Origin of the sequence: Dermabacter sp. HMSC08H10, from assembly GCF_001807585.1 — a bacterium.
In the GTDB taxonomy this organism is placed as follows: domain Bacteria; phylum Actinomycetota; class Actinomycetes; order Actinomycetales; family Dermabacteraceae; genus Dermabacter; species Dermabacter hominis.
The window spans coordinates 271,930-292,966 of record NZ_KV789425.1; the positions used below are offsets into that span (position 1 = coordinate 271,930).

19 protein-coding genes are annotated in these 21,037 nt (G+C 64.4%); 6 read left to right on the forward strand and 13 right to left on the reverse strand.

The features are described from left to right. Positions 1-8 precede the first annotated feature (8 nt). Genes HMPREF3176_RS06970 through HMPREF3176_RS06985 form a run of 4 tightly spaced genes read right to left on the reverse strand, consistent with a single transcriptional unit; the run spans position 9 to position 4,658 of the window. Positions 9-1,382, reverse strand: coding sequence for a dihydrolipoamide acetyltransferase family protein (locus tag HMPREF3176_RS06970; protein ID WP_070459130.1), 1,374 nt, complete (start codon positions 1,380-1,382; stop codon positions 9-11). Positions 1,383-1,418: 36 nt separating this feature from the next. After that, a complete protein-coding gene (locus HMPREF3176_RS06975; protein ID WP_070459131.1) occupies positions 1,419-2,402 on the reverse strand; it encodes an alpha-ketoacid dehydrogenase subunit beta in 984 nt (327 codons plus the stop codon). Then, positions 2,399-3,544, reverse strand: coding sequence for a thiamine pyrophosphate-dependent enzyme (locus HMPREF3176_RS06980; RefSeq protein WP_070459133.1), 1,146 nt, complete (start codon positions 3,542-3,544; stop codon positions 2,399-2,401). Before HMPREF3176_RS06980 ends, HMPREF3176_RS06975 begins: the two co-directional genes overlap by 4 nt. A gap of 10 nt (positions 3,545-3,554) precedes the next feature. After that, complete coding sequence (locus HMPREF3176_RS06985) at positions 3,555-4,658, reverse strand: histidinol-phosphate transaminase (RefSeq protein ID WP_040386364.1); 1,104 nt, start codon at positions 4,656-4,658, stop codon at positions 3,555-3,557. A 55-nt stretch (positions 4,659-4,713) separates the two neighbouring features. Here HMPREF3176_RS06985 and purB point away from each other — a divergent pair, with 55 nt between their 5' ends. The 3 genes from purB (at position 4,714) to ppdK (ending at position 9,312) form a co-directional block, all read left to right on the forward strand. Next, complete coding sequence (purB, locus tag HMPREF3176_RS06990; protein ID WP_016663247.1) at positions 4,714-6,114, forward strand: adenylosuccinate lyase; 1,401 nt, start codon at positions 4,714-4,716, stop codon at positions 6,112-6,114. After that, the gene (locus HMPREF3176_RS06995; RefSeq protein ID WP_246816547.1) at positions 6,092-6,433 is read left to right on the forward strand and encodes a metal-sensitive transcriptional regulator; all 342 of its coding nucleotides are present in this window, start codon (positions 6,092-6,094) and stop codon (positions 6,431-6,433) included. Before purB ends, HMPREF3176_RS06995 begins: the two co-directional genes overlap by 23 nt. A 146-nt stretch (positions 6,434-6,579) precedes the next feature. Beyond that, positions 6,580-9,312 (forward strand): pyruvate, phosphate dikinase, encoded by a 2,733-nt coding sequence (ppdK, locus tag HMPREF3176_RS07000; RefSeq protein WP_070459135.1) that lies wholly within the window; start codon positions 6,580-6,582, stop codon positions 9,310-9,312. On the opposite strand, the gene HMPREF3176_RS07005 is transcribed toward ppdK, so the two are convergent. From HMPREF3176_RS07005 to HMPREF3176_RS07045, 9 genes are all read right to left on the reverse strand, one after another. Then, the gene (locus tag HMPREF3176_RS07005; protein ID WP_070459136.1) at positions 9,309-10,025 is read right to left on the reverse strand and encodes an SDR family oxidoreductase; all 717 of its coding nucleotides are present in this window, start codon (positions 10,023-10,025) and stop codon (positions 9,309-9,311) included. The genes ppdK and HMPREF3176_RS07005 overlap by 4 nt on opposite strands. 54 nt (positions 10,026-10,079) lie before the next feature. Continuing rightward, positions 10,080-10,421, reverse strand: coding sequence for a rhodanese-like domain-containing protein (locus HMPREF3176_RS07010; RefSeq protein ID WP_070459138.1), 342 nt, complete (start codon positions 10,419-10,421; stop codon positions 10,080-10,082). A gap of 97 nt (positions 10,422-10,518) precedes the next feature. Beyond that, positions 10,519-11,874, reverse strand: coding sequence for an FtsX-like permease family protein (locus HMPREF3176_RS07015; RefSeq protein ID WP_070459140.1), 1,356 nt, complete (start codon positions 11,872-11,874; stop codon positions 10,519-10,521). Continuing rightward, the gene (locus tag HMPREF3176_RS07020) at positions 11,871-12,617 is read right to left on the reverse strand and encodes an ABC transporter ATP-binding protein (protein WP_070459142.1); all 747 of its coding nucleotides are present in this window, start codon (positions 12,615-12,617) and stop codon (positions 11,871-11,873) included. Before HMPREF3176_RS07020 ends, HMPREF3176_RS07015 begins: the two co-directional genes overlap by 4 nt. Positions 12,618-12,844: 227 nt before the next feature. Next, positions 12,845-13,624 (reverse strand): phosphate ABC transporter ATP-binding protein PstB, encoded by a 780-nt coding sequence (gene pstB / locus HMPREF3176_RS07025; RefSeq protein ID WP_016663254.1) that lies wholly within the window; start codon positions 13,622-13,624, stop codon positions 12,845-12,847. A gap of 33 nt (positions 13,625-13,657) precedes the next feature. Beyond that, on the reverse strand, positions 13,658-14,842 hold the full coding sequence (gene pstA, locus HMPREF3176_RS07030) for a phosphate ABC transporter permease PstA (protein WP_016663255.1): 1,185 nt from the start codon (positions 14,840-14,842) through the stop codon (positions 13,658-13,660). Positions 14,843-14,853: 11 nt separating this feature from the next. Next, positions 14,854-15,852, reverse strand: a complete 999-nt coding sequence (pstC, locus tag HMPREF3176_RS07035) for a phosphate ABC transporter permease subunit PstC (RefSeq protein WP_070435944.1) — start codon at positions 15,850-15,852, stop codon at positions 14,854-14,856. 110 nt (positions 15,853-15,962) lie between these two features. Beyond that, on the reverse strand, positions 15,963-17,078 hold the full coding sequence (gene pstS / locus HMPREF3176_RS07040) for a phosphate ABC transporter substrate-binding protein PstS (protein ID WP_016663257.1): 1,116 nt from the start codon (positions 17,076-17,078) through the stop codon (positions 15,963-15,965). Between the two features lie 226 nt (positions 17,079-17,304). Next, positions 17,305-18,240, reverse strand: a complete 936-nt coding sequence (locus tag HMPREF3176_RS07045) for an NUDIX hydrolase (protein ID WP_070459144.1) — start codon at positions 18,238-18,240, stop codon at positions 17,305-17,307. A gap of 130 nt (positions 18,241-18,370) precedes the next feature. On the opposite strand from HMPREF3176_RS07045, the gene HMPREF3176_RS07050 reads away from it, so the two are divergent. From HMPREF3176_RS07050 to HMPREF3176_RS07060, 3 genes are all read left to right on the forward strand, one after another. Then, a complete protein-coding gene (locus HMPREF3176_RS07050) occupies positions 18,371-19,174 on the forward strand; it encodes a hypothetical protein (RefSeq protein WP_070459146.1) in 804 nt (267 codons plus the stop codon). A gap of 81 nt (positions 19,175-19,255) precedes the next feature. Next, positions 19,256-19,936: a heme-binding beta-barrel domain-containing protein gene (locus HMPREF3176_RS07055; protein WP_016663260.1), complete on the forward strand. Its 681-nt coding sequence runs from the start codon at positions 19,256-19,258 to the stop codon at positions 19,934-19,936. After that, entirely contained in the window at positions 19,933-21,024 is a 1,092-nt protein-coding gene (locus HMPREF3176_RS07060; RefSeq protein WP_070459147.1) for a CAF17-like 4Fe-4S cluster assembly/insertion protein YgfZ, read from the forward strand. The genes HMPREF3176_RS07055 and HMPREF3176_RS07060 overlap by 4 nt, the downstream gene beginning before the upstream one ends. The last annotated feature ends 13 nt before the right edge of the window (positions 21,025-21,037 follow it).

Consider the following 21,037-nt stretch of genomic DNA (forward strand, 5'->3'; position numbering starts at 1 on the left):
AGCGTACGTCAGCCCCAAACAAGCCCGAGGCTCGGGTTTTCGAGAACCGCAGAAACGTCGCGAAGAAGCTCGGAGCCGAGCGCGCCATCGATCAGGCGATGGTCGAAGCTCAAGGCCAGCGAACACACCTTGCGCGGGACAATCTCGCCATCGACGACCCACGGCTTGTCTTTGATCGCACCGAAGCCGAGGATGACGGATTCGCCGGGATTGAGAATCGGGGTGCCCGAATCAATGCCAAACACGCCAAAGTTCGTGATCGTAATCGTGCCGTTGCGAGTTGCCGAAAGCGGCGTCTGGCCCGCGCGTGCCGTCTGGGCGAGATCGTTGATGCTCACCGCTAGCTCGCGCAGCGTGAGCAGATGCGCATCCTTGATGTTCGGCACGATGAGGCCGCGCGGGGTTGCCGCGGCAATACCGAGGTTGACGAAGTGCTTATAGACAATCTCTTGGTTGTCCTCGTCCCACGACGCGTTCACCTCGGGATTGCGGCGGATCGCCACGAGCAGCGCCTTCGCCAGCACGACGAGCGGGGAGATCTTGACGTCTTTCCACTCGCGGCTCTTCTTGAGCGTGTCGAGAAGCTCGAGGGTCTCGGTCATATCGACCTCGTTAAACACCGTGACGTGGGGGGCCGTGAACGCCGAGCTCACCATCGCCTCCGCGGTGCGCTTACGCACGCTGCGGATCGGGACGCGCGTCGTCTCCTCGTCGCTCGTCACGCCGGGGAACGGTTGGCTCTTCGGGGTCTTCATGTGGCCGGCGAGGTTGTCGGGCGCCTGCTTCTCCTCGCTCGGGAAGTAGCTGCCCGCCTGCTCGGGGGCGCCGTCGAGCGAGCGCTGGGAAGCCGCGATCACGTCCTGGCGAGTCACAACTCCGCCGCGCCCAGTCGCGAGCACGTCGTGGAGGGCAACGCCAAGATCCTTCGCGAGCTTGCGAACGGGTGGCTTCGCGAGGATGCGATCGATCGGGACCTGCGGTTCCGCACCGCTCTGCGCGATCGCACGCTTCTTGCGACGCGGTGTGGGCGTCTCGCGCGCGCCGTAGCCCACCAGGGTTTTCGGTTCGGTCTCCTCGGGCTTTTCGGAAGCATCGGCCTTTTCGGGAGCGTCGGGTTCCGACGCCTGCCCAGCCTCCGGATCGATCTCAATATCAAACATGGGCTCGCCCACGTTGAGCTCGTCGCCTTCCTTCACGTGCACCTTGGCGACGATGCCTGCGACGTGCGAGGGAAGCTCGACCGCGCTCTTGGCCGTCTCGACCGTCACGACCGGGTCGTTGATCTCGACCCGGTCCCCCTCCTTGACCTTGATCTCGATGATCTCAGCCTCGGTGAGGCCCTCGCCGGGGTCGGTGAGGCAAATCTGGGTGATGCTGCTCATGAGGGAACCTTTCGGGGTGAATCAGTGCTCGGTGAATCAGTAATCGAGGCAACGGTCAACGGCGTCGAGCACGCGCTCGAGGTCGGGGAGGTAGGCGTGCTCCATGCGCGCCGGCGGGTACGGCGTGTGGTATCCGCCCACGCGCATCACGGGCGCCTCCAGGTGATAGAAGCAGCGTTCGGTCATGCGCGCCGCGATTTCTCCTCCGAGGCCGCCAAACACGGGCGCCTCGTGCACGATGACGAGCCGGCCCGTCTTCGTCACGGAGCGCTGAATGCAGTCGAAATCGATCGGGTTGAGGCTTCGCAGGTCGATCACTTCGAGCGACAGGCCATCCTCTTCTGCCGCCTGGGCAGCCTCGAGAGCCACGGGAACCGTCGGACCCCACGACACGAGCGTAAGATCCGCACCCTCACGCACGACATTCGCCTCGTAGTGCTTGAGGGCGGGGCGGTTGTCGGTGTCGACCTCGCCCTTGACCCAGTAGCGGCGCTTGGGTTCGAACATGATGACGGGATCGTCGGATTCGATCGCCTGGCGCGTCAGCCAGTAGGCGTCATTCGCGTTCGACGGGGTAAGGATTCGCAGGCCAGCGGTGTGAGCAAAGAGCGCCTCGGGGCTCTCCGAATGGTGCTCAACCGCACCGATGCCCCCTCCGTAGGGAATGCGGACAACGACGGGCATGCGCACGCGCCCCTCGGTGCGGTAGTGAGTCTTCGCAAGCTGAGTTGTGATCTGGTTGTAGGCGGGAAAGACGAAACCGTCGAACTGGATCTCGCAGATTGGCCGGTAGCCGCGATAGGCGAGTCCGACCGCAGTGCCGACGATTCCGGCCTCGCCGAGCGGCGTGTCCACGACACGCAGTGCACCGAATTCGTCGAGCAGCCCCTGCGTCACGCGGAACACGCCGCCGAGACGAGCAACGTCCTCGCCCATGAGCATGACCTTGTCGTCCGCACGCATCGCATCGCGGATCCCCAGGTTGATCGCTCGGGCGATCGGAAGCTTTTCGACGCTCACTTGCCCTCGCCCTCCTCTTCGAACTGTTCGATATAGCGAATGTACTCGGCGCGCTCTTCTGCCACGAGAGGATGCTCGTCAACGTACACGTGATCGAAAATCTGGACCGGATCCGGATCCTCGAGCGCGTGGATGTGGTGATGAAGGCTCATCGACAGATCGTGCCCCTCTTCCTCGCAGCGCGACACGAATGCGTCGTCGAGCTGGTCCTCGCGCCGCAAGTACGCCTCAAACCGCGCGATCGGATCGAGCGCAGCCCACTGCTTCTCCTCGTCTTCGCCGCGGTAGATGCGCGGCTCATCGCTCGTCGTGTGCGCGTTCATACGGTAAGTGAGAGCTTCGATGAAGTGTGGCCCCTGCCCTCCACGCGCGGCATCGAGCGCAAGGCGGCTCACGGCGTAGCTCGCGAGCACGTCGTTGCCATCCACGCGAACCGAGGGAATGCCCCAGCCGCGGCTGCGCTGCGCGAGCGGTACGCGCGTTTGTACGCTCGTTGCGGTCGAGATCGCCCACTGGTTGTTTTGCGTGAGAAACACGATCGGCGCCTCGAAGCTCGCGGCCCACGTGAAAGCCTCGGACACCTCGCCCTCGGAGCTCGCGCCATCGCCGAAGAGCGCGAGAACCGCGGTGTCGACCTCCGGGTCGCCCGTGCCGCATGCGCCGTCACGTGTAATACCCATGGCATAGCCAACAGCCTGGGGGGCTTGAGCGCCGAGCACGATCATGTACGGGTGGGTCATGAGCTCGCGCGGGTCCCAGCCGCAATGGTTGATTCCGCGCCATACCTCGAGAAGCTTCCACGGCTCGATCCCGCGTGCCCACGCGACGCCGTGTTCGCGATAGGTCGGGACGAGGTAGTCGTGCGCACGGGCCGCGTGCCCAGCACCGATTTGCGCGGCCTCCTGGCCCACGGCGCTCGCCCACAGGCCGAGCTGCCCCTGGCGCTGGAGGGAGGTTGCCTCGTGGTCAGCGGCGCGAACGATCACCATGTCACGGTAAAAACCGCGCAGGTCGTCGAAGTCGAGGTGCGCGAGCGCGGCATCGAGCTCATCGTGTGGCGTGCGCGTGCCATCGGGCGAAAGAAGCTGGAGCGTCGGTTCACTCGAGGCGGGGGTCGGTATCGCTGTCTGGAAAACACTCACGGTCCCAAGCCTAACCTACGGTGGCGTAGGTTTCAGCCTGTCTGGTCCCCCACTCCTTCACGACATCGATTAGGCGCGAGTTCGCGGCTTCCTCCGCAATTGTGATCCGGCAACCGTCGGACCCATAGCCACGCACCACGAGGCCGCGCTCAAGCGCAAACTCCACGAACTCGCCCGTGCGCTGTCCAAGCGGGAGGTACACGAAGTTGCCGTGCGAAGGCACGTACGCGCAGCCACGCTCGAGGCCCGCGAGCGCACTCTCGACTCGCGCGCGCTCCGCACGGATCCACGAGACTCGCCGCTCGAGTTCGCTGCACGCGGGCTCCTCGAGTGCCGCACACGCCGCTACCTGCGCGAGGCTCGAGGCGCCGAATGGAATCGCGACCTTATTCAGCGCACCCGCGAGCCGCGGGTGGGCGATCGCGTAGCCGAGCCTGAGTCCCGCGATGCCGTGAACCTTCGAAAACGTGCGCACGCGCACGAGGTTTGCGAAGCGCTCGAAAAGGCTCGCCGAGTCCGCGCGCACGTCAGGATCCGCGAACTCGATGTAGGCCTCATCGAGCGCGACCGTGACGGTATCGGGTACGGACTCGAGAAACGCCTCGAGCTCGGCAGTTCCGAGCACCGTTCCCGTCGGATTATTCGGCGAGCACAACAGGATCAGGCGCGTGCGCGAGGTGACGCACGAGGCCATCGCCTCAAGATCGTGCTCGTAGCGCGCGTTGAGAGGGACCGGGACGGCTTTCGCGCCATGAGATTGGACGAGGATCGGGTAGGCCTCGAAGCTACGCCACGGGAAGACCACCTCATCCCCCTGGTCGGCGAGCGCTCGCACGAGGTCGCCGAGGACGGCCGAGGCACCCGTTGAGACGTGGATCTGGGCCGGCACGACACCGTGGAGGGCAGCGAGGGCCTCGCGAAGCCGGGTCGCGGACATATCGGGATAGCGGTTGAGACCGGCGAGCTCCCTCTCGAGCGCCTCGCGGATCTGCGCGAGAGGCGCGAAAGGCGATTCGTTTGAGCTCACCTTAAAGGCGTCCGCCGGCGCCGGTTTGCCCGGAACGTACGAGGGAATTGACTCGAGGGTTGCGCGCACGTGAATGTTTTCGGCCATGCACGAATGGTACGTGCCGGGGGCACTCACGCGCGGTCCGTGCCAAAATGGCAGCATGCGCCTTAGTGACATTGACCCCGCCCTCCCGCTCACCCCACTCGATGGACGCTACCGCGCCCAGGTCGCCCCGCTCGTGGACCACCTCAGCGAAGCAGCCCTCAACCGGACCCGCATCGTCGTTGAGACCGAATGGATGATCCACCTCCTCGACCAGGGTGCGATTCCCGGCCTTCGCGCGCTCACGGACGACGAGCGCGCGCTCCTTCGCCGAATTCCCGAGGACTTCGGCGCCGAGGGCATCGCCGAGCACGCCGAGATCGAACGTGAAACCGTGCACGACGTCAAGGCCGTCGAGTACTACATCAAACGCCGCCTCGCGGGCACGAGCCTCGAGCCCCTCGCCGAAATCGTGCACATTTACTGCACGAGCGAAGACATCAACAACCTCTCCTACGCCCTCATGGTCAAGGGCGCCCTTCACGACGTGTGGCTGCCCGCGCTCACGGACCTGACGGCCGACATCGCACAGCTTGCACGCGAATGCGCCGACATCCCCATGCTGAGCCGCACCCACGGCCAAGCGGCGACCCCCACGACCCTCGGCAAGGAACTCGCCGTGTTTGCCTACCGCCTCGAGCGCCAGATCGCGCGTCTGAGGGGCGACGAGATCCTCGGAAAGATCAACGGTGCGACCGGCACGTGGGCCGCCCACGTCATCTCCGTACCCGACACCGACTGGCCCGCGATCGCGAAGAGCTTCGTGGAGCACCTCGGCCTCACGTGGAACCCGCTCACGACCCAAATCGAGAGCCACGACTGGCAAGCAGAGATCTATTCTGATGTCGCGCGTGCGGGCCGGATCCTGCACAACCTCGCGACCGACATGTGGACTTACATCTCGCTCGGCTACTTCCGCCAGCGCCTGAGCGCCCAGGGCGGCACGGGAAGCTCCACCATGCCGCACAAGGTGAACCCGATCCGTTTCGAAAACGCCGAAGCCAATCTCGAGATCTCGGGGGCGCTCTTCGACGTCCTCGCCCAGACCCTCGTGACCTCGCGCCTTCAGCGCGACCTCACTGATTCGACAACGCAGCGCAACATCGCGCCCGCCTTCGGGCACTCGCTCCTTGCGATCTCTAACCTCAAGCGCGGGCTCGCCGGCCTCGATACCGACGCCGAGCAGATGGCACGCGATCTTGACGCCAACTGGGAGGTCCTCGGGGAAGCCGTCCAATCCGTCATGCGTACCCTCGGCATTCAGGGGGTCGAGGGTATGGATTCACCGTATGAACGCCTCAAGGAACTCACGCGCGGCAAGCGCGTCGACGGCGACGCGATGCGAGAGTTCATCACGTCGCTCGGCCTGCCCGAGAAGGAGCGCGAGCGACTCCTCGCTCTTACCCCCGCGACCTACGTGGGGCTCGCCTCCTCGCTTGTCGACTACCTCGAGGGCTGATCTGCGCATGAACGACTGCTGCTCGACCCCGCACGGGACCACGCCTGGCTATCACGCCGACAAGGACGCCTACGTACGCCGCCTGAGGCGCATCGAGGGGCAGGTGCGGGGACTCCAGCGCATGCTTGAGGACGACACGTACTGCATCGACGTCCTCACGCAAGTCAGTGCCGTCAAGCGCGCCCTTGAGTCGGTTTCGCTCGAGCTCGTCGAGGACCACGTACGCCACTGCGTGCGCGATGCGGCCGCCGACGGCTCCCCCGCCGTCATCGACGCCAAACTCACCGAGGTGCTCACGGCCGTCAAACGCCTGATGTAAAGGGTCCGACGGTTGCCGGTAACCGTCGGACCCAAAATTCCGGCCCACCGGATTCCGCGCGCCCTAAAGTCCTCGCGCTCTGGCTCACCCGGGCGCACAATGGTGCCACCCCAGCCCCACAATGATGTGTTTGAGGACGGTCCGCTATGAGTGATCAGTACGTATACCCTTTCAGCGCCGGCTCGCGCGAGCAGGTCGACCTGCTCGGTGGTAAAGGCGCGAATCTCGCCGAAATGACCCAGCTTGGGCTTCCCGTACCACCAGGCTTTACGATCACGACCGACGCCTGCCGGTACTACATGCGCTACGGCCATGAGCCGAGCGTGCTTGCCGACCAGGTCAAACGCGAACTCGCGAGTGTCGAGAAGGAACTCGGGCGCACGTTCGGCGATCCGAAGAACCCCCTGCTCGTGAGCGTGCGCTCGGGCGCGAAGGTCTCGATGCCCGGCATGATGGAGACGGTTCTGAACGTCGGCCTCAACGACGAGACGCTCGAGGGGCTCGCGGAGCTCTCGCATTCACGGCGATTCGCGCTCGACTCGTACCGACGCCTTCTGCAGATGTTCGGGCGTACCGTGCTCGATATCGATGCCGAACTGTTCGAGGCGGTTCTCGACGACGCTAAGTCGGCTGCGGGAGCCGCGAGCGATGTCGAGCTTTCGGAAGGCGACCTCGAGCGGGTCGTCGCGAGTTTTAAAGAGATCATCGAGCAAGAATCCGGCTCGCCCTTCCCTCAGGACCCGTTCACGCAGCTCACCATGAGTATCCACGCGGTGTTCGACTCGTGGAATTCGCCGCGCGCGATCGTGTACCGCAACACCGAGCGCATCCCCCACGACCTCGGCACCGCCGTCAACGTGTGTTCGATGGTTTTCGGGAACCTCGATGACCAGAGCGCGACCGGTGTCGCCTTCACGCGCGACCCCGCGACGGGCGCTCGCGGCGTGTATGGCGACTTCCTCCTCAACGCTCAGGGCGAAGACGTCGTTGCGGGCATTCGCAACACGCTGAGCCTTCCCGATATGGAGAACCTGCTTCCCGAGAACTATCGCGAGCTCGTGGGCATCATGGAAAAGCTCGAGCGACACTATCGCGACCTGTGCGATATCGAGTTCACGGTCGAATCGGGCAAGCTATGGATGCTTCAAACCCGCGTGGGTAAGCGCACCGCCGCTGCCGCGTTCCGCATCGCCACCGCCCTCCTCGACGAGGGAGCGATCACCGAGAACGAGGCGCTCATGCGCGTGACCGGTGACCAACTCTCGCGCCTCATGTTCCCCGCCTTCGATTCTCATTCCGAGCGCGTACTCCTCGCCCGCGGCATGAACGCCTCCCCGGGGGCCGCTACCGGTCACGTCGCCTTTACCACCGCGGACGTGCTCGCGCGCGCTAAAGAGGGCACGCGGTCGATCCTCGTGCGCCGCGAGACCAACCCCGACGACCTCGCGGGCATGATCACCGCCGAAGGCGTGCTCACGGCACGCGGCGGGAAGACCTCCCACGCGGCCGTCGTTGCCCGCGGCCTCGGCCGCACGTGCGTGTGCGGTGTCGAGGCGTTCACCGTCGATGAGGCCGCCCGCGAAGTACGCGTCGATGGTGAAGTGGTGCTGCGCGACGGGGATCTCGTGTCGATTGATGGCACAAGCGGTGAAGTATTCCTCGGAGAGGTCCCCGTGCAGCCGAGTGCCGTCGCCGCCTACTTCGAATCCGGTGCAAGCCTGGAAGGCGCTACCGGTAAGCCGCTCGAGAGCCTCGACGAAGGAGAAGCAGAGCTCGTGGCAAGCGTCGACCGGCTCATGCGCATCGCCGATCGCGAACGCGCTCTCCTCGTCCGTGCCAACGCCGACACCCCCGAGGACGCCGCACGGGCACGCCGCATGGGGGCCCAGGGCATCGGGCTTACGCGCACCGAACACATGTTCCTCGGCGACCGCCGCACGCTCGTCGAGAACCTCATCCTCGCCGCAAGCCCCGAGGAACGCGAGGAAGCGCTCACCGCGCTCCTGCCCCTCCAGCGCGGAGACTTCCTCGAGATGATCCGCGAGATGGACGGCCTGCCCATGACCGTGCGCCTCCTCGATCCGCCGCTGCACGAGTTCCTCCCCGACCTCACCGAACTCTCGGTGCGGATCGCGAAGGCTGAAGAGCGCGGCGAGCACAACGATCACGAGATCAAAGTGCTCGAGGCCGTGAAGCGCCTGCACGAGCAGAACCCGATGCTCGGCCTTCGCGGTGTGCGGCTCGGGCTTTCTATCCCCGGCCTCTTCGGCATGCAGACCCGCGCGATCCTCGAGGCCGAGGCACAGGCCCGCGCCGAGGGACTGAATCCGCAGGTCGAGATCATGATCCCGCTCGTAAGCTCCGTGCGTGAGCTGCGTGAGATCAAGAAGGAAATTTTCGCCGTTCGCGACGCGGTCACGCAGGAAACGGGCCTCAAGCTCACCACCGTGATCGGTTCGATGATCGAACTGCCGCGCGCAGCCCTTCGTGCCGACGAGATCGCCGAAGAAGCCGAATTCTTCAGTTTCGGCACGAACGATCTCACGCAAACCACGTGGGGCTTTTCACGCGACGACGTCGAGGCCGGCTTCTTCTTCACCTACAAGGAGCACGGCATCCTCCTCACGAGCCCGTTCGAGTCGATCGACCAATTCGGCGTCGGTGAACTCGTACGCATCGGCACCGAACGCGGCCGCGCCGTCAACCCGGACCTCCACGTCGGCGTGTGCGGCGAGCACGGTGGAGACCCGAGCTCGATTCACTTCTTCAACTGGCTCGGGCTCGACTACGTCTCGTGCTCACCGTTCCGCGTGCCCGTCGCGCGCCTCGAGGCGGGGCGCGCGACACTCAGCGTGGATGACTTCGAGATGAGCCACTAGCGCGGGCGGATGGAGAGCACGTCGACGTTCGCCTCGGGCGGGGCCGTGAGCGCGTAGCGCACGGCCTCGCCGATCGTTTCGGGCTTCATGTAGTCGCTCTCCACATATTCGCCACCCTCGTAGGCGCGCAGTTCGCGTTGCATGTCGGTCGCGACGCGCCCCGGGTGGAGCGATACGACGCGCACACCTCTCTCGCGTTCCTCCTCGCGGAGCGAATCGGAAAGGGCACGAAGGGCGAACTTCGTCGCGGAGTACACGGCGTTGCCGGGCTTCGACGTGAAGCCTGAGCCGGAGTTCACGAACACGATTGTGCCGCGCGCCTCGCGAAGCTCCGGGAGGATCTGGGCGGTGAGAACGGCCTGCGCTGTCACGTTCATGTGGAGAGCGAACTCCCAGTCGCCCGGCTTGGTGTTTTCGACCGTGTCGCCGGCGAGAACGCCCGCGCTCAGCACGGCGCCGTCAAGCCCGCCGCTGCCTGTTCCGAGGGCGCCGCTCTCGCGAGCCTCGTGCATGCCGTCGATAATCTTCTGCGAGTCGGAAAGGTCCGCCAGGACATATTCGGCCGACGGTAGCTCGGCGACGAGCGCTTCGAGCGCCTTTTCGTCGCGGCCCACGAGCACGAGGTGGGCGAAGTCTTTGAGCGCGAAGGCGGTTGCGCGGCCGATGCCGCGCGTCGCGCCCGTGATCAGGATGCGGGGCTTCGAATTCGTCATAACCCCACTGTGTCACGTTCGCCTCGAGGAGGCCTGCCCTCGGAACACTCGGGGCTAAAGCACGCGCCCGGGTTCCCCCTCATCGGTGACAACGGGCAGCCCCTGCATGAGCCACGCATCCATTCCACCGCCCACATTGATCGCCTCGATTCCCTGCATGGCGAGCCACTGAGCGACCTGCGAGGAGCGCCCACCCGAGCGGCACACGAGGTAAATGTCCCGCTCGCCTCCCTCGTCATCCTCCACAAAGAGCTCATCGAGATGTGCGGCGAGGCTACTCGCGGGGAGATGGCGAGCGCTTGGCGCGTGCCCCGCGTCCCACTCATCCTGCTCACGTATGTCGAAAAGGAGGGCGCCCTCGGGGACGCTCAGCGGGTCAACGGTTTCGAAATCCATGCGTTCAGCCTAGAGGGATTCGCTCCGTGTTGACCACAAGCACCGGCACTTCGGGAAGTTCCGACGTGCCGGTGCTCATTTTCGCCCACGGCAGGTTTCAGCCGGCTGCGCGCACGCGGGCGCGCGCCGCCCGGGCCACGAGCGGGGAGCTCACGAGGGCCGACGCCGACACGAGCCCGAGTGCGGCCACGACGCTCACGACGAACCCCACTGCGACAAGAGGATCCGATGCTGCCGAGCCCATGAGCGAGAAAAGAACGAGCGCCGCCATGAACACGGAGACCGCGAGGGAGATCGCGACGGGAATCGCAATCTCCGCGATTCGTGCACGGTGCAGCTGGCTGATACTCGCGCCAGCAACGTGCTGGGAGCGGTACCTCGACGCCTGATCGATCACTCGCGCGGTGTGGGTGACACCGGTACTCACAGCCGCGAGCACCGTCGCGATCCCCACCGTCAGCACAGCACCCGTCAAGATCGCCTGGTTCATGAGCCGCGAGGACTCATCCACGCTCGGCAGCGAAGTCACAATCGAGGCAAAGCCGGAAACGACAAGCGCAATCGTCACGCCCGAGACCGCCCTCCAGCCCGCGCGCGGATCGGCGCACAGACGCCGCGCCCCCACGAGGAGACTCGGTGTCGGCGCGAGGGACGCAACGATGCGCGCGATGACCCACACGATAAACGGACCAGCGAGATTCACGGAGAAGACCATTATTCCCACGGTCAACACCACCGCCACGATCACAGCGCCGAGCGACACGCCCTGGATGCGGGGAAGGAATTGCGCCACCGCGAAGAACACAATGATGCTCAACACCCATACGAGAAGGCGCATGACCGACATGCGCATCTTGTGCGCACCTCGGGCAATTCCGAGGGGACTCAAGGCAACCCCCGTGAGGGTGATCGACGCGGAGACCGAGGCAAACAGTGCAAGAGCACAAGGGGTAAGAACGAGAGCCCACCACGGCAAGATGAGCTCCGCAGCCGTAAATTTCCGGATCCCGAAATCGAGATGCGAAAGCGGCCACGCGAGTGCAATGTGACAGGCTACGCCGATCACCGCACCTACGACGGACTGCCAGGCGACGTCGGACACCGCGACCCCCGCCACCTGCGCGCGCGTGCCCCCAACGAGCCGAACCGCAGCCAAGTCTTTTTCGCGGCGCGCGAGGGACAGTCGAGCCGCCGCCCCACCGAGGGCGATCGCGTTCGGGACGAGCAGCACGCACGCGAAGACCGCACAGATCACCAGCAGCGGTGTGATCTGTGCTTCGGGCGACGCCGATGGATCTGTCGCTTCAAAACCGCTCGGACCCAGCCGCCCATAGAAAGCGCCCGTGCCCGCAAGAACCGTGCACACGATCGCCGTCGCCGCCGCGAACGCGATCACCGGGAGGGCGTTCGCGAGAGATCGTCTCCCCCGCACAAGCATGAGCAGGGCGCTCATCGGGCAACCTCCCGTTCGATCTGGCCGTCGCGCATCACGATCGTGCGCGCACACGCAGCCGCAACGCCCTCGTCGTGTGTCACCATCACGAGCGCGCTACCGGCATCAGCGGTCGCCTGCAGGAGCAGATGGAGAACCTCCTGGCCGGTCTGCTGATCGAGCGCCCCGGTGGGCTCATCGGCGTACACAACCGATGGCTCCCCCGCAAGGGCACGGGCAATAGCGACACGCTGCGCCTGGCCGCCCGAGAGCTGACCGGGCCGGCGTTCCTCGAGCCCCGAAAGCCCAAGCGCGGCGAGCCAATGCTTCGCCATTCCCTTTGCCTTCCGCCGCGAGACGCCCGCAAGCATCCGCGGGAGCATCACGTTCTCGAGGGCACTCAGTTCAGGGAGCAGCTGGCCATCCTGGAACACGAAACCGAAATCGGTGCGGCGCAGTTTCGTTCGTGCAGCATCGCGCATGTCGCGCAGATCGCGCTCGCCGTAAAGAACCCGGCCGCCCGTCGGCGCGAGAATGCCTGCGAGGCAGTGCAGCAGCGTCGACTTGCCGCAGCCCGACGGCCCCATAATGGCGAGACTTTGACCAGAGTAGATATCAAGATCCACGCCTCTCAGGGCGTGAGTATGCGCGTCATAGGCAAGCGCGAGGTTGCGCGCAGAAAGGACGATCGGGCGAGCGCCGGGGACGGTTCCGACGGCTGGCTGGACAGTAGAGGAAGGCTGAATATTGTGTGGTGTTGTCATGCCTCTACGCTCTCGCGGAGGCGGGCGCTCACGCATCGACCCTCGGGACCATTCATCCCTGTCGCTGGGAGGATGTTTCGCGACGATGCGCCGCGTCGATTCCGCCCCCAGACGGATCAGCCCTCATACTTTCGGCGCGATACGCCGGGTAGGCGAAAGGCGCGGCCCGGGGTTACCCCGTCACCGCGCCTTGCGTTGCGAGTGGCGCCCCATGTGGGGCGTGCCGATCAGCCGAACTTACCGGAGATGTAACGCTCGGTTTCTTCCATCGCTGGGTTGTTGAAGATCTTGGTCGTTTCATCGAACTCGATGAGCTTGCCCGGGGTACCTGTGCCGGCAATGTTGAAGAAGCCGGTCTTGTCGGACACACGCGAGGCCTGCTGCATGTTGTGAGTCACGATGACGATCGTGTACTCAGACTTGAGCTGATGAATGAGATCCTCGACCGCGAGAGTCGAGATCGGGTCGAGCGCCGAGCACGGCTCGTCCATAAGAACAATGTCCGGCTTCACGGCGATCGTGCGGGCAATGCACAGGCGCTGCTGCTGGCCACCGGAGAGGCCACCGCCGGGCTTGTTGAGGCGGTTCTTGACCTCTTCCCAAAGGTTCGCGCCGCGAAGTGACTCTTCAACGAGCTGATCGGCCTCGCTCTTCGAGAGGCGCTTGTTGTTGAGCTTGGCGCCCGCGAGAACGTTCTCGGCGATCGACATCGTCGGGAACGGGTTCGCCTTCTGGAAGACCATGCCGACGCGGCGACGAACGTTCACGGGGTCGATACCGGGGCCGTAAATGTTCTCGCCACCGATGTTGACCTCGCCCTCGGCGTATGCACCGGGAATGACCTCGTGCATGCGGTTGAGGGTGCGCAGGAAGGTGGACTTGCCGCAGCCGGAGGGGCCGATGAGGGCGGTGACGCTACGGGAATCAATCTTGACGTTGACGTCCTCGACGGCCAGGAAGTCGCCGTAATAGACGTTGAGGTTCTTCACGTCAATGCTCTGTGACATCTGAGATCCTTTCAAAGATCAGCCTGTGAGGGCTTAGCGGCCGGTCTTCGGCGAGAAGTAGTGGGAAACGAGGCGGGCGAAAATATTCAGCACCATCACGATAATGATGAGCGTCAGCGCAGCAGCCCACGCCCTCTGATAGTTGATATCGGGATTACACGCGAATTCTTCACGCGTGAAGTAGTTGAGGACCTTCTCGCCAGACTTGCCGCACACAGCATGGCCGAAGCTGTACTGCTGGTTGATGTAGGTGGGCAGCGCCATCATGCGGTCCTTGAACGGGTTGGGGTTCAGCATCTGGACCACGCCGATCGTGAACATGAGCGGCGCTGTTTCGCCGATGACACGAGCGATAGCGAGGGTAACGCCAGTGGCGAGACCGGCGATCGCGGTACGGAGCACGACGCGAACGATCGTAAGCCACTTCGGTACGCCGAGGGCGTAGGCGGCTTCGCGCAGTTCGAGGGGAACGAGACGAATCATTTCTTCGCTCGATCGAACGACGGTCGGGATCATAAGAACCGACAGGGCAACGGAACCCATGGCACCCATACGCAGGCCGGCCTCGCCCGTGAGCGTCGTGAAAAGCGCGAGCGTGAACAGGCCCGCGACGATCGACGGGACACCCGTCATAACGTCGACGAGGAAGGTAATGCCTTTGCCGAGGGTCTTCCGCCACCCGGTCTGGGCGTACTCCACGAGGAAGATGGCGGTCAGAAGGCCGATGGGGATCGAGATGATCGACGCCCCGAGAGTAATGATGAGCGTTCCGACGATGGCGTGGAGAATGCCACCGCCGTCAGCGCCGCCATTGAAGCCCTGCATGTCTCCCGTGAGGAAGCCCGGCGTGAGCAGGCGCGGCCCACCTTTCGAGAGCACCTCGAGCAGGAGGGACACGAGCGGGATCATCGCGGTGGCGAAGGCGCCAATGAGAATGAGCGTCATGAGGCGATCCTTCGCCCATCGCTCACCCTCGCGCACTCGCGAGTAGATGTAGCCAATCACGAGGTGGGCGAAGAAGCCCAGGACGATGACGGCCGGAAGGGTGAAGGAGTTCGTGACAAGCAGGAGGATCGAGACGAGTACGAGGGCGACGACGCCCGTGAGCACCATGTGCCACCAGGGCAAGCGGCGCTCGCCAGCGTTCAGGAAGCTCGAGCTTCTCTTGCCCTTCGGGCCGGGGTTGGAGGCATTGAGGGTTGCGGTTGCTTCACTCATTTCTGATCCCCCTACTTCTTACGTGCGCTAGCGGCCACGATCCAGCGGGCGAGCGCGTTGATGACGAACGTGATGAGGAACAGGACGAGACCCGCGAAAATGAGCTTTGCCATGTCAATGCCGGTGGATTCGGCATTCTGCGAGGCGATGAACGAGGCGATCGTCATGTGCCTACCGACCTCAAGGAGGTGGAGCGAATAGGTGTAGCCGGGGCTGAGCACCATGAGCACAGCCATGGTTTCACCGAGTGCGCGGCCGAGGCCGAGCATGCACGCCGATACGACGCCGTTGCGCCCGAAGGGAAGGACGACCATGCGCACCATTTCCCACTTCGTGGCGCCGAGTCCAATCGCGGCTTCTTCCTGGAGACCCGGGGTCTGGAGAAAGACCTCGCGACTCACGGCAGTGATGATCGGAAGGATCATGACGGCGAGGACGATCGCGGCGGTCATGACGTTACGCATCGGGGCGTGCGGGTTGCCCTGAAAGAACGGGATCCAGCTCGTCAATGGGCTGGTATTGAGGAACGTGTAGAGCGGCTGCATGAGCGGCACGAGCCACACGCCACCCCACAGACCGAAGACAACCGACGGCACCGCGGCAAGGAGGTCGATCACGTATCCGATTGGCATCGCGAGCTTGCGTGGCGCGTAGTGGGAGATGAAGAGCGCAATCCCGATAGCGATCGGGGCGGCAATAATCAGCGCCAGAAGTGAGGCGAGCACCGTGCCGAACACCAGTGGGCCGACGAACTCAAGGAGGTTCTGCTTGCCCGAGTTGGTGGGGATCGCATTCCAGTTCTCAATCGCCGGGAGCGACTGAATAAGAAGGAAGATGAAGATTGCCGCGAGCACGGCAAAAATGATGAGGCCAGACCCGACACTCAACGACGAGAAAATTGCGTCGCCTGGACGCGCACCCGAGCTCTTGAAGCTCGCCTTCTTCTCGTTGCCCGGAGGTTCGGGGGCGCCCTTGGCGGGTGTGCTGTTTTCGGCAGCCGCTGTGCTCACGCGCACGCTCCTGACGGTAGGGGATGGAAAGAATGGACTGAACGACAGGTGCGCCGCCGACCCTGGTGGGCTCGGCGGCGCACCGTTACGCCTTAGGCGTCAGCTGCGGATCACTTAGCCTTGATGGCGTCGATCGACTTCTGGGCGTCCTCGCGGAGCTTAGCCGAGAGGGGGGCCGAGCCGGCAGCCTGAGCAGCGTCGTTCTGGCCCTGCTCCGAGATCACGTAGGAAGCGTAAGCCTTGACGAGATCGGCATCTTCCTTCTTCTCGTAGGTGTCGCACATGACCATGTAGGACACGAGGACGATCGGGTACGAGCCGGCTTCCTTGGTGTCGCGAGCGAGTTCGAGGGCGATGTCGTTCTCGCTACGGCCCTCAACCTTCGGCGAAACCTCAACGGCCTTGGCAGCAGCATCAGCGCTGTAGCCGACGTACTCGTCGCCGACCTTGATCTTGGCGGTGCCGAGGTCGCCAGCCTTCGAGGCGTCGGCGTAACCGATGGTGCCGTTGCCGCCCTGAACGGTGTTGATAAGGCCCGAGGTCTTCTCACCCGACTGGCCGCCATCCTCGAACCAGGTCTCGATAGCGCCGTGCTTCCACGAATCGGGGGCGGCGGCAGCGAGGTACTCGGTGAAGTTCTCGGTGGTGCCCGACTTGTCCGAGCGGTGCACCGGAACGATGTCGAGGTCAGGGAGCTCAACGTTGGGGTTGTCAGCCTTGATGGCCTCGTCGTTCCACTTCTTGATGTCGCCAGCGAAGATCTTCGCGAGGGTGTCGGGCGAGAGCTGGAGGTCCTTCACGCCGTCGAGCTTGTAGACAACCGCGATCGGGGAGATGTAGACGGGGATGTCGAAAGCCTCGCCGCCGAAGCAACGATCCTTCGACTTGGCAACCTCTTCATCCTTGAGGTAGGCATCCGAGCCGGCGAAGTTGGTGGCGGAAGCGAGGAACTGCTCGCGACCCTTACCCGAGCCAACAGCGTCGTAGGTCACCGTGGCGCCCGAGTTCTGAGCCATGAAGCCACCGATGAACGCGCCCTGTGCGTCTTCCATCGAGGAAGCGCCGGCGCCTGCGAGGGTGCCCGAGACGTCACCGGATGCGCTCGACGAGCCCTTGGTGCCTTCGCTCTTGCCTTTGTCGGAGGAGTCGCCACCGCACGCTGCGAGAGCGAAGGCGCCTGCGAGGCCGAGGGCGGTTGCGGAAACGAACTTCTTCTTGAGGTTCACGAGTGTCCTTTCGAGGCTGCTAAGCCTGGGATACGGGTCGTAGGTGGACACAACGAACGTAGAAGCCCCAAGTGACGCCGCGAGTATTCCTAGGTGAACAAACGGTGAACTCATGCGAGAATTTTCAGCCAGGCGTCTCGTATAACAGACTTTTCCCTGCTCAGAGGCATCCTTTGCCACTAATTGCGCCCGTTCAACGTGGGGCACATCACCGCTGTCATGGGCTCTAACCGATGTTGGGAAGGTGCCTTTCCACATCAACGATGCGACCGCGTTCACTCGTGTGCAACACGAGCATCTCCCCCGGCGCGAGGTACGGGTTCTCGCGAGGGAGCTTCCCCCGCGCCTCCTTCGTGCACGCGTGCTTCGCAGCCGCAATAATGGTCGGCAGCACGGGTCTGTGAGTACAGACGACGGTACGTGCCGCTTCGGCAATCGCTCGCTCCATGACCGCGGCAGCACGCGCCGGCCGCTTCTCATGCGCGTGTTCGGTGAGCTCGGGTTTCTCAACGATGTCAATCCCACCCTCGTGCGCAAACGGCTCGATCGTTTCGAGGCAGCGACGCCAAGGCGAGGTCACGACGGTCTTCGGGGCGTACGCGCCAAGTAGTGGGGGCAGCGCCGCCGCCTGCTTGCGTCCCTTGCGCCTGAGCGGCCTCGTTCTCTCATCCCCCTTGCGCCACTTCGCACGCGACTGCGCGGCGGCGTGACGCTGGACGATCACCGGCGTCGTATCGAGCTCACCCTCCTTCGCGAAATCAAGAAGGCGGGTGAGGAGGTCTCGATCGGATTTGCGCGTCAGAATTCCCAGAGCTTTTGATGCCTCGACCCACTCGACCTTATCGATCTCCTTGGGATTCTTAGGGCCCGGGCCCGCCTGGGCGCGAACCCGCGCTACCCAGTACCGCACCGTTTTCGGTCGGCCGTTCGTGCGGTAGTCAACCGTCGGAAGAGGGCGGTCAAGACGGATCCGGTACCCGGTCTCCTCCTCCACTTCGCGAATCGCCGCCGCGACGAAGGACTCGCCCGCCTCAAGCTTCCCCTTCGGAATCGACCAGTCTGCGTACTTCGGCCGATGCACGAGAAGAACCTGCAGCTTACCGCGCTTTTCACGCCAAACGAGCGCTCCTGCCGCGAGGATCGGGGATTGTTCGCGTGCCACGGGATTGACTCTCCTCGAAACGACAGCTCAGGGCCTCCCCAAGTGTAGTACGCCCCTCCTATGTGCGTTTGGCGCACGCGGGACCGTAGACTTCCATGAGGCGTAATCCATAGAAATGATTGGTTGAAGCATGACACCGAGTGAGCGAGCACCCCTCACGGGCGCGTGTGCACTCGCACTCGCCGCCGCCATGGCCCTTCCCGTCTACAGCGGCGAGACCCTCGCCGGCATCCTCGCTCTTTTCGTTGTGCTCATGTGCGTGAGCTGGCCGCGCCTGCTCGAACTCCCGAGTCGAACGGGCAGCGCGATCATCATGGCCCTCGCAGGCCTGGGCTCGCTCGCCCTCGCACTTATCTTCGGCACGACGGGCCTCGCATCGAAGCTCGTCATCGTCATCGCCGTTTCACTCCTTCTGAGTTTCGCCCACGAAATGCTTCGCCGCGAGCGCTCACGCCTCACGCTGTCCATTTCGGGAACGGCAAGCGGCGCCCTCATCACGACCCTCACCGTCATCTGGCTGAAATGCTGGTCCCTCGCCTCGACGAACGGGCCCGCAACCGTCGGATTCCTCCTTGCTATGACGATGGGACTCGCGCTCGGCACCCTGTTCCTCGCGCTTCCGCTTCTCGCCCCGGCGCGTGTCAGCGGCGCGATCGCGCTTGGTGCACTCACCTCCGGCTTCCTCGGGTGGGCTCTTCACTACCCCCTATCGATCATTGCGATGTCGGCACTCGCGGGGGCGGTGCTGTGCATCGCTGCGCTCTTTGTGTTTTTCCTGCTCTCACGCGTGATCGGGGCGTCTGATCCGCGCCAGTCCCTCGCCGTCGCCATCGCGCCAATCGCCCTTACGGGCATCCTCGCGCTACTGTTCCTCGAGGTCGCCATCAGTTACGTCCCCGCCGACCTCGGACTCACCGTCATCCCCACCGCGTAGGGATGTGCGTACCGGGGAATACGCCCACCGCGCGAAACGTTAATGACGTGTTCTTTCACCACTAGTCAGTAGGGAGTTCTTGTGCCCATCGTCATCGATGAGAATCTCGACCCGTCGCTCTACCCGCTCGCGTGGCTCGTGGGCGCCTGGGAGGGCACCGGCGCCGTACAGCTCAGGGGAGAAAACGGCGACGAGGTCGGTCGCGCGATCGAGCAGCGTCTCACCGTGGCCCCGGATTCCTCCGGTGGGCTCGCATGGTCGATGCGCACGTGGGTTCTCGACTCGCCTGCTCCCGAACCGCCAACAACGGCGTTCTACGAGAAGGGTGAGGAAGGGCCCGACGCCTCCCAATCAACGAACGCGACCGAGCTTGTGCGCGAGCTTCTCCTTGAGGAAAAGGGCACGTGGCGCACGACGGGAGTGCTTCCCGGCCAGGACGAAGAGGCCGCGCAAAACGCGAAGCCCGGAAGCCCCGAGAGCTATCTGTCTCACGGCGTGAGCCTGACCATGCAGCGCCGAGGCGCATTTGGCCTCACGCCCGCAGAACACTGGGCGGGAGAGGTGCGCGGCCCGCGCATCCAGCTCGCGACCCAAGACCTCGGTGGGGCAAACGGCGCCGATTCTCACGGTGCGCGCATGTTTGGGCTCGTGGGCGGGCGCCTCATGTGGCTTCAAGAGGTCGGCTCCTCCCCCGCGTCGCTGCGCCCGTATCTTTCGGTCGAGCTCGACCGTGCCGCCGATGAAGGTAAGGCAGAGGCGTGAGCCCCGCTCCCCTCATCAGTTTTCGCGCGATCCACGAGGAGACCGGGCCCGATGCCGCGGTCCCCGCGCACTACGGTGCTCCCCTGCGTGAGCAGCGGCGGCTTGTAGCGGGCAGGGCCATCGTCGATCTTGGCCACTTCGAGGTTCTCGAAGTGCGAGGTGAAGATCGCGCCCCGTGGCTCACGACCGTGACCTCCCAGGTATTTACCGATCGCGCCGAGGGCGACTCATTCGAGGCATGCGTGCTCAGCCCACAGGGGCGAGTGGAAGCATTCATGCAGGTGGCAACTGGCGGCGACTCATTCTTCCTCATCACCGATCCGGGCACGCGCGAGCGTCTTCGCGCGTACCTCGAGCTCATGACGTTCGCCAACCGTATCGACCTCGTCGACCGCGACGACCTCCACGTGCTCGGATCGTGCGCTCCGCTTGCGGACGTCTGCGGCGAGGCGCCCGCCCCCGCTGCCGTGTGGATCCAGCACTGGCCTAAGGTCGCTGTCGGCGGTGTGGCCTATGGTCCCGATCCGGAGTTTCCCGAGCCTTGGCGGCTGTCGCTCGTGAGCGACGCCGAGCTTCGCAAGCCGGACGCGCCACTGAGAAAACCCGAACTCTTCGCGGGACTGTGGGCAGCGGAGGCGCTGCGCATCGTGAATCATCGCCCTCGTCTCGTGCGGGAGGTCGATGAAAAAACGATCCCGCATGAGCTCGATCTTTTGCGCACCGCCATTCACACGGCTAAGGGCTGCTATCGTGGCCAAGAGACGGTCGCGAAGGTTCTCAATCTTGGTCAGCCGCCCCGGAGGCTCGTGCGCCTCCACCTTGACGGCTCTCAGGACATGCCCGCCCCCGTTGGAGCGGACGTCTTCTTCGGATCCAAGAAGGTGGGAGAGCTCACCTCGAGTGCGCTCCATGCCGACGAAGGGCCGGTTGCACTGGCTGTTCTCAAGCGCGCGGTCCCCCACGATGCCGCCCTCATCGTTGCCTTCGAGGTCGGTGAGGCAACCGTGCGGCTCGACGCCTCGCAAGTCACGATCGTTGCCGAACGCGACCACGGCCAACGCCCGAAAACGGCGCAGCTTCGCCGATAGTCAAAAGGAGTCC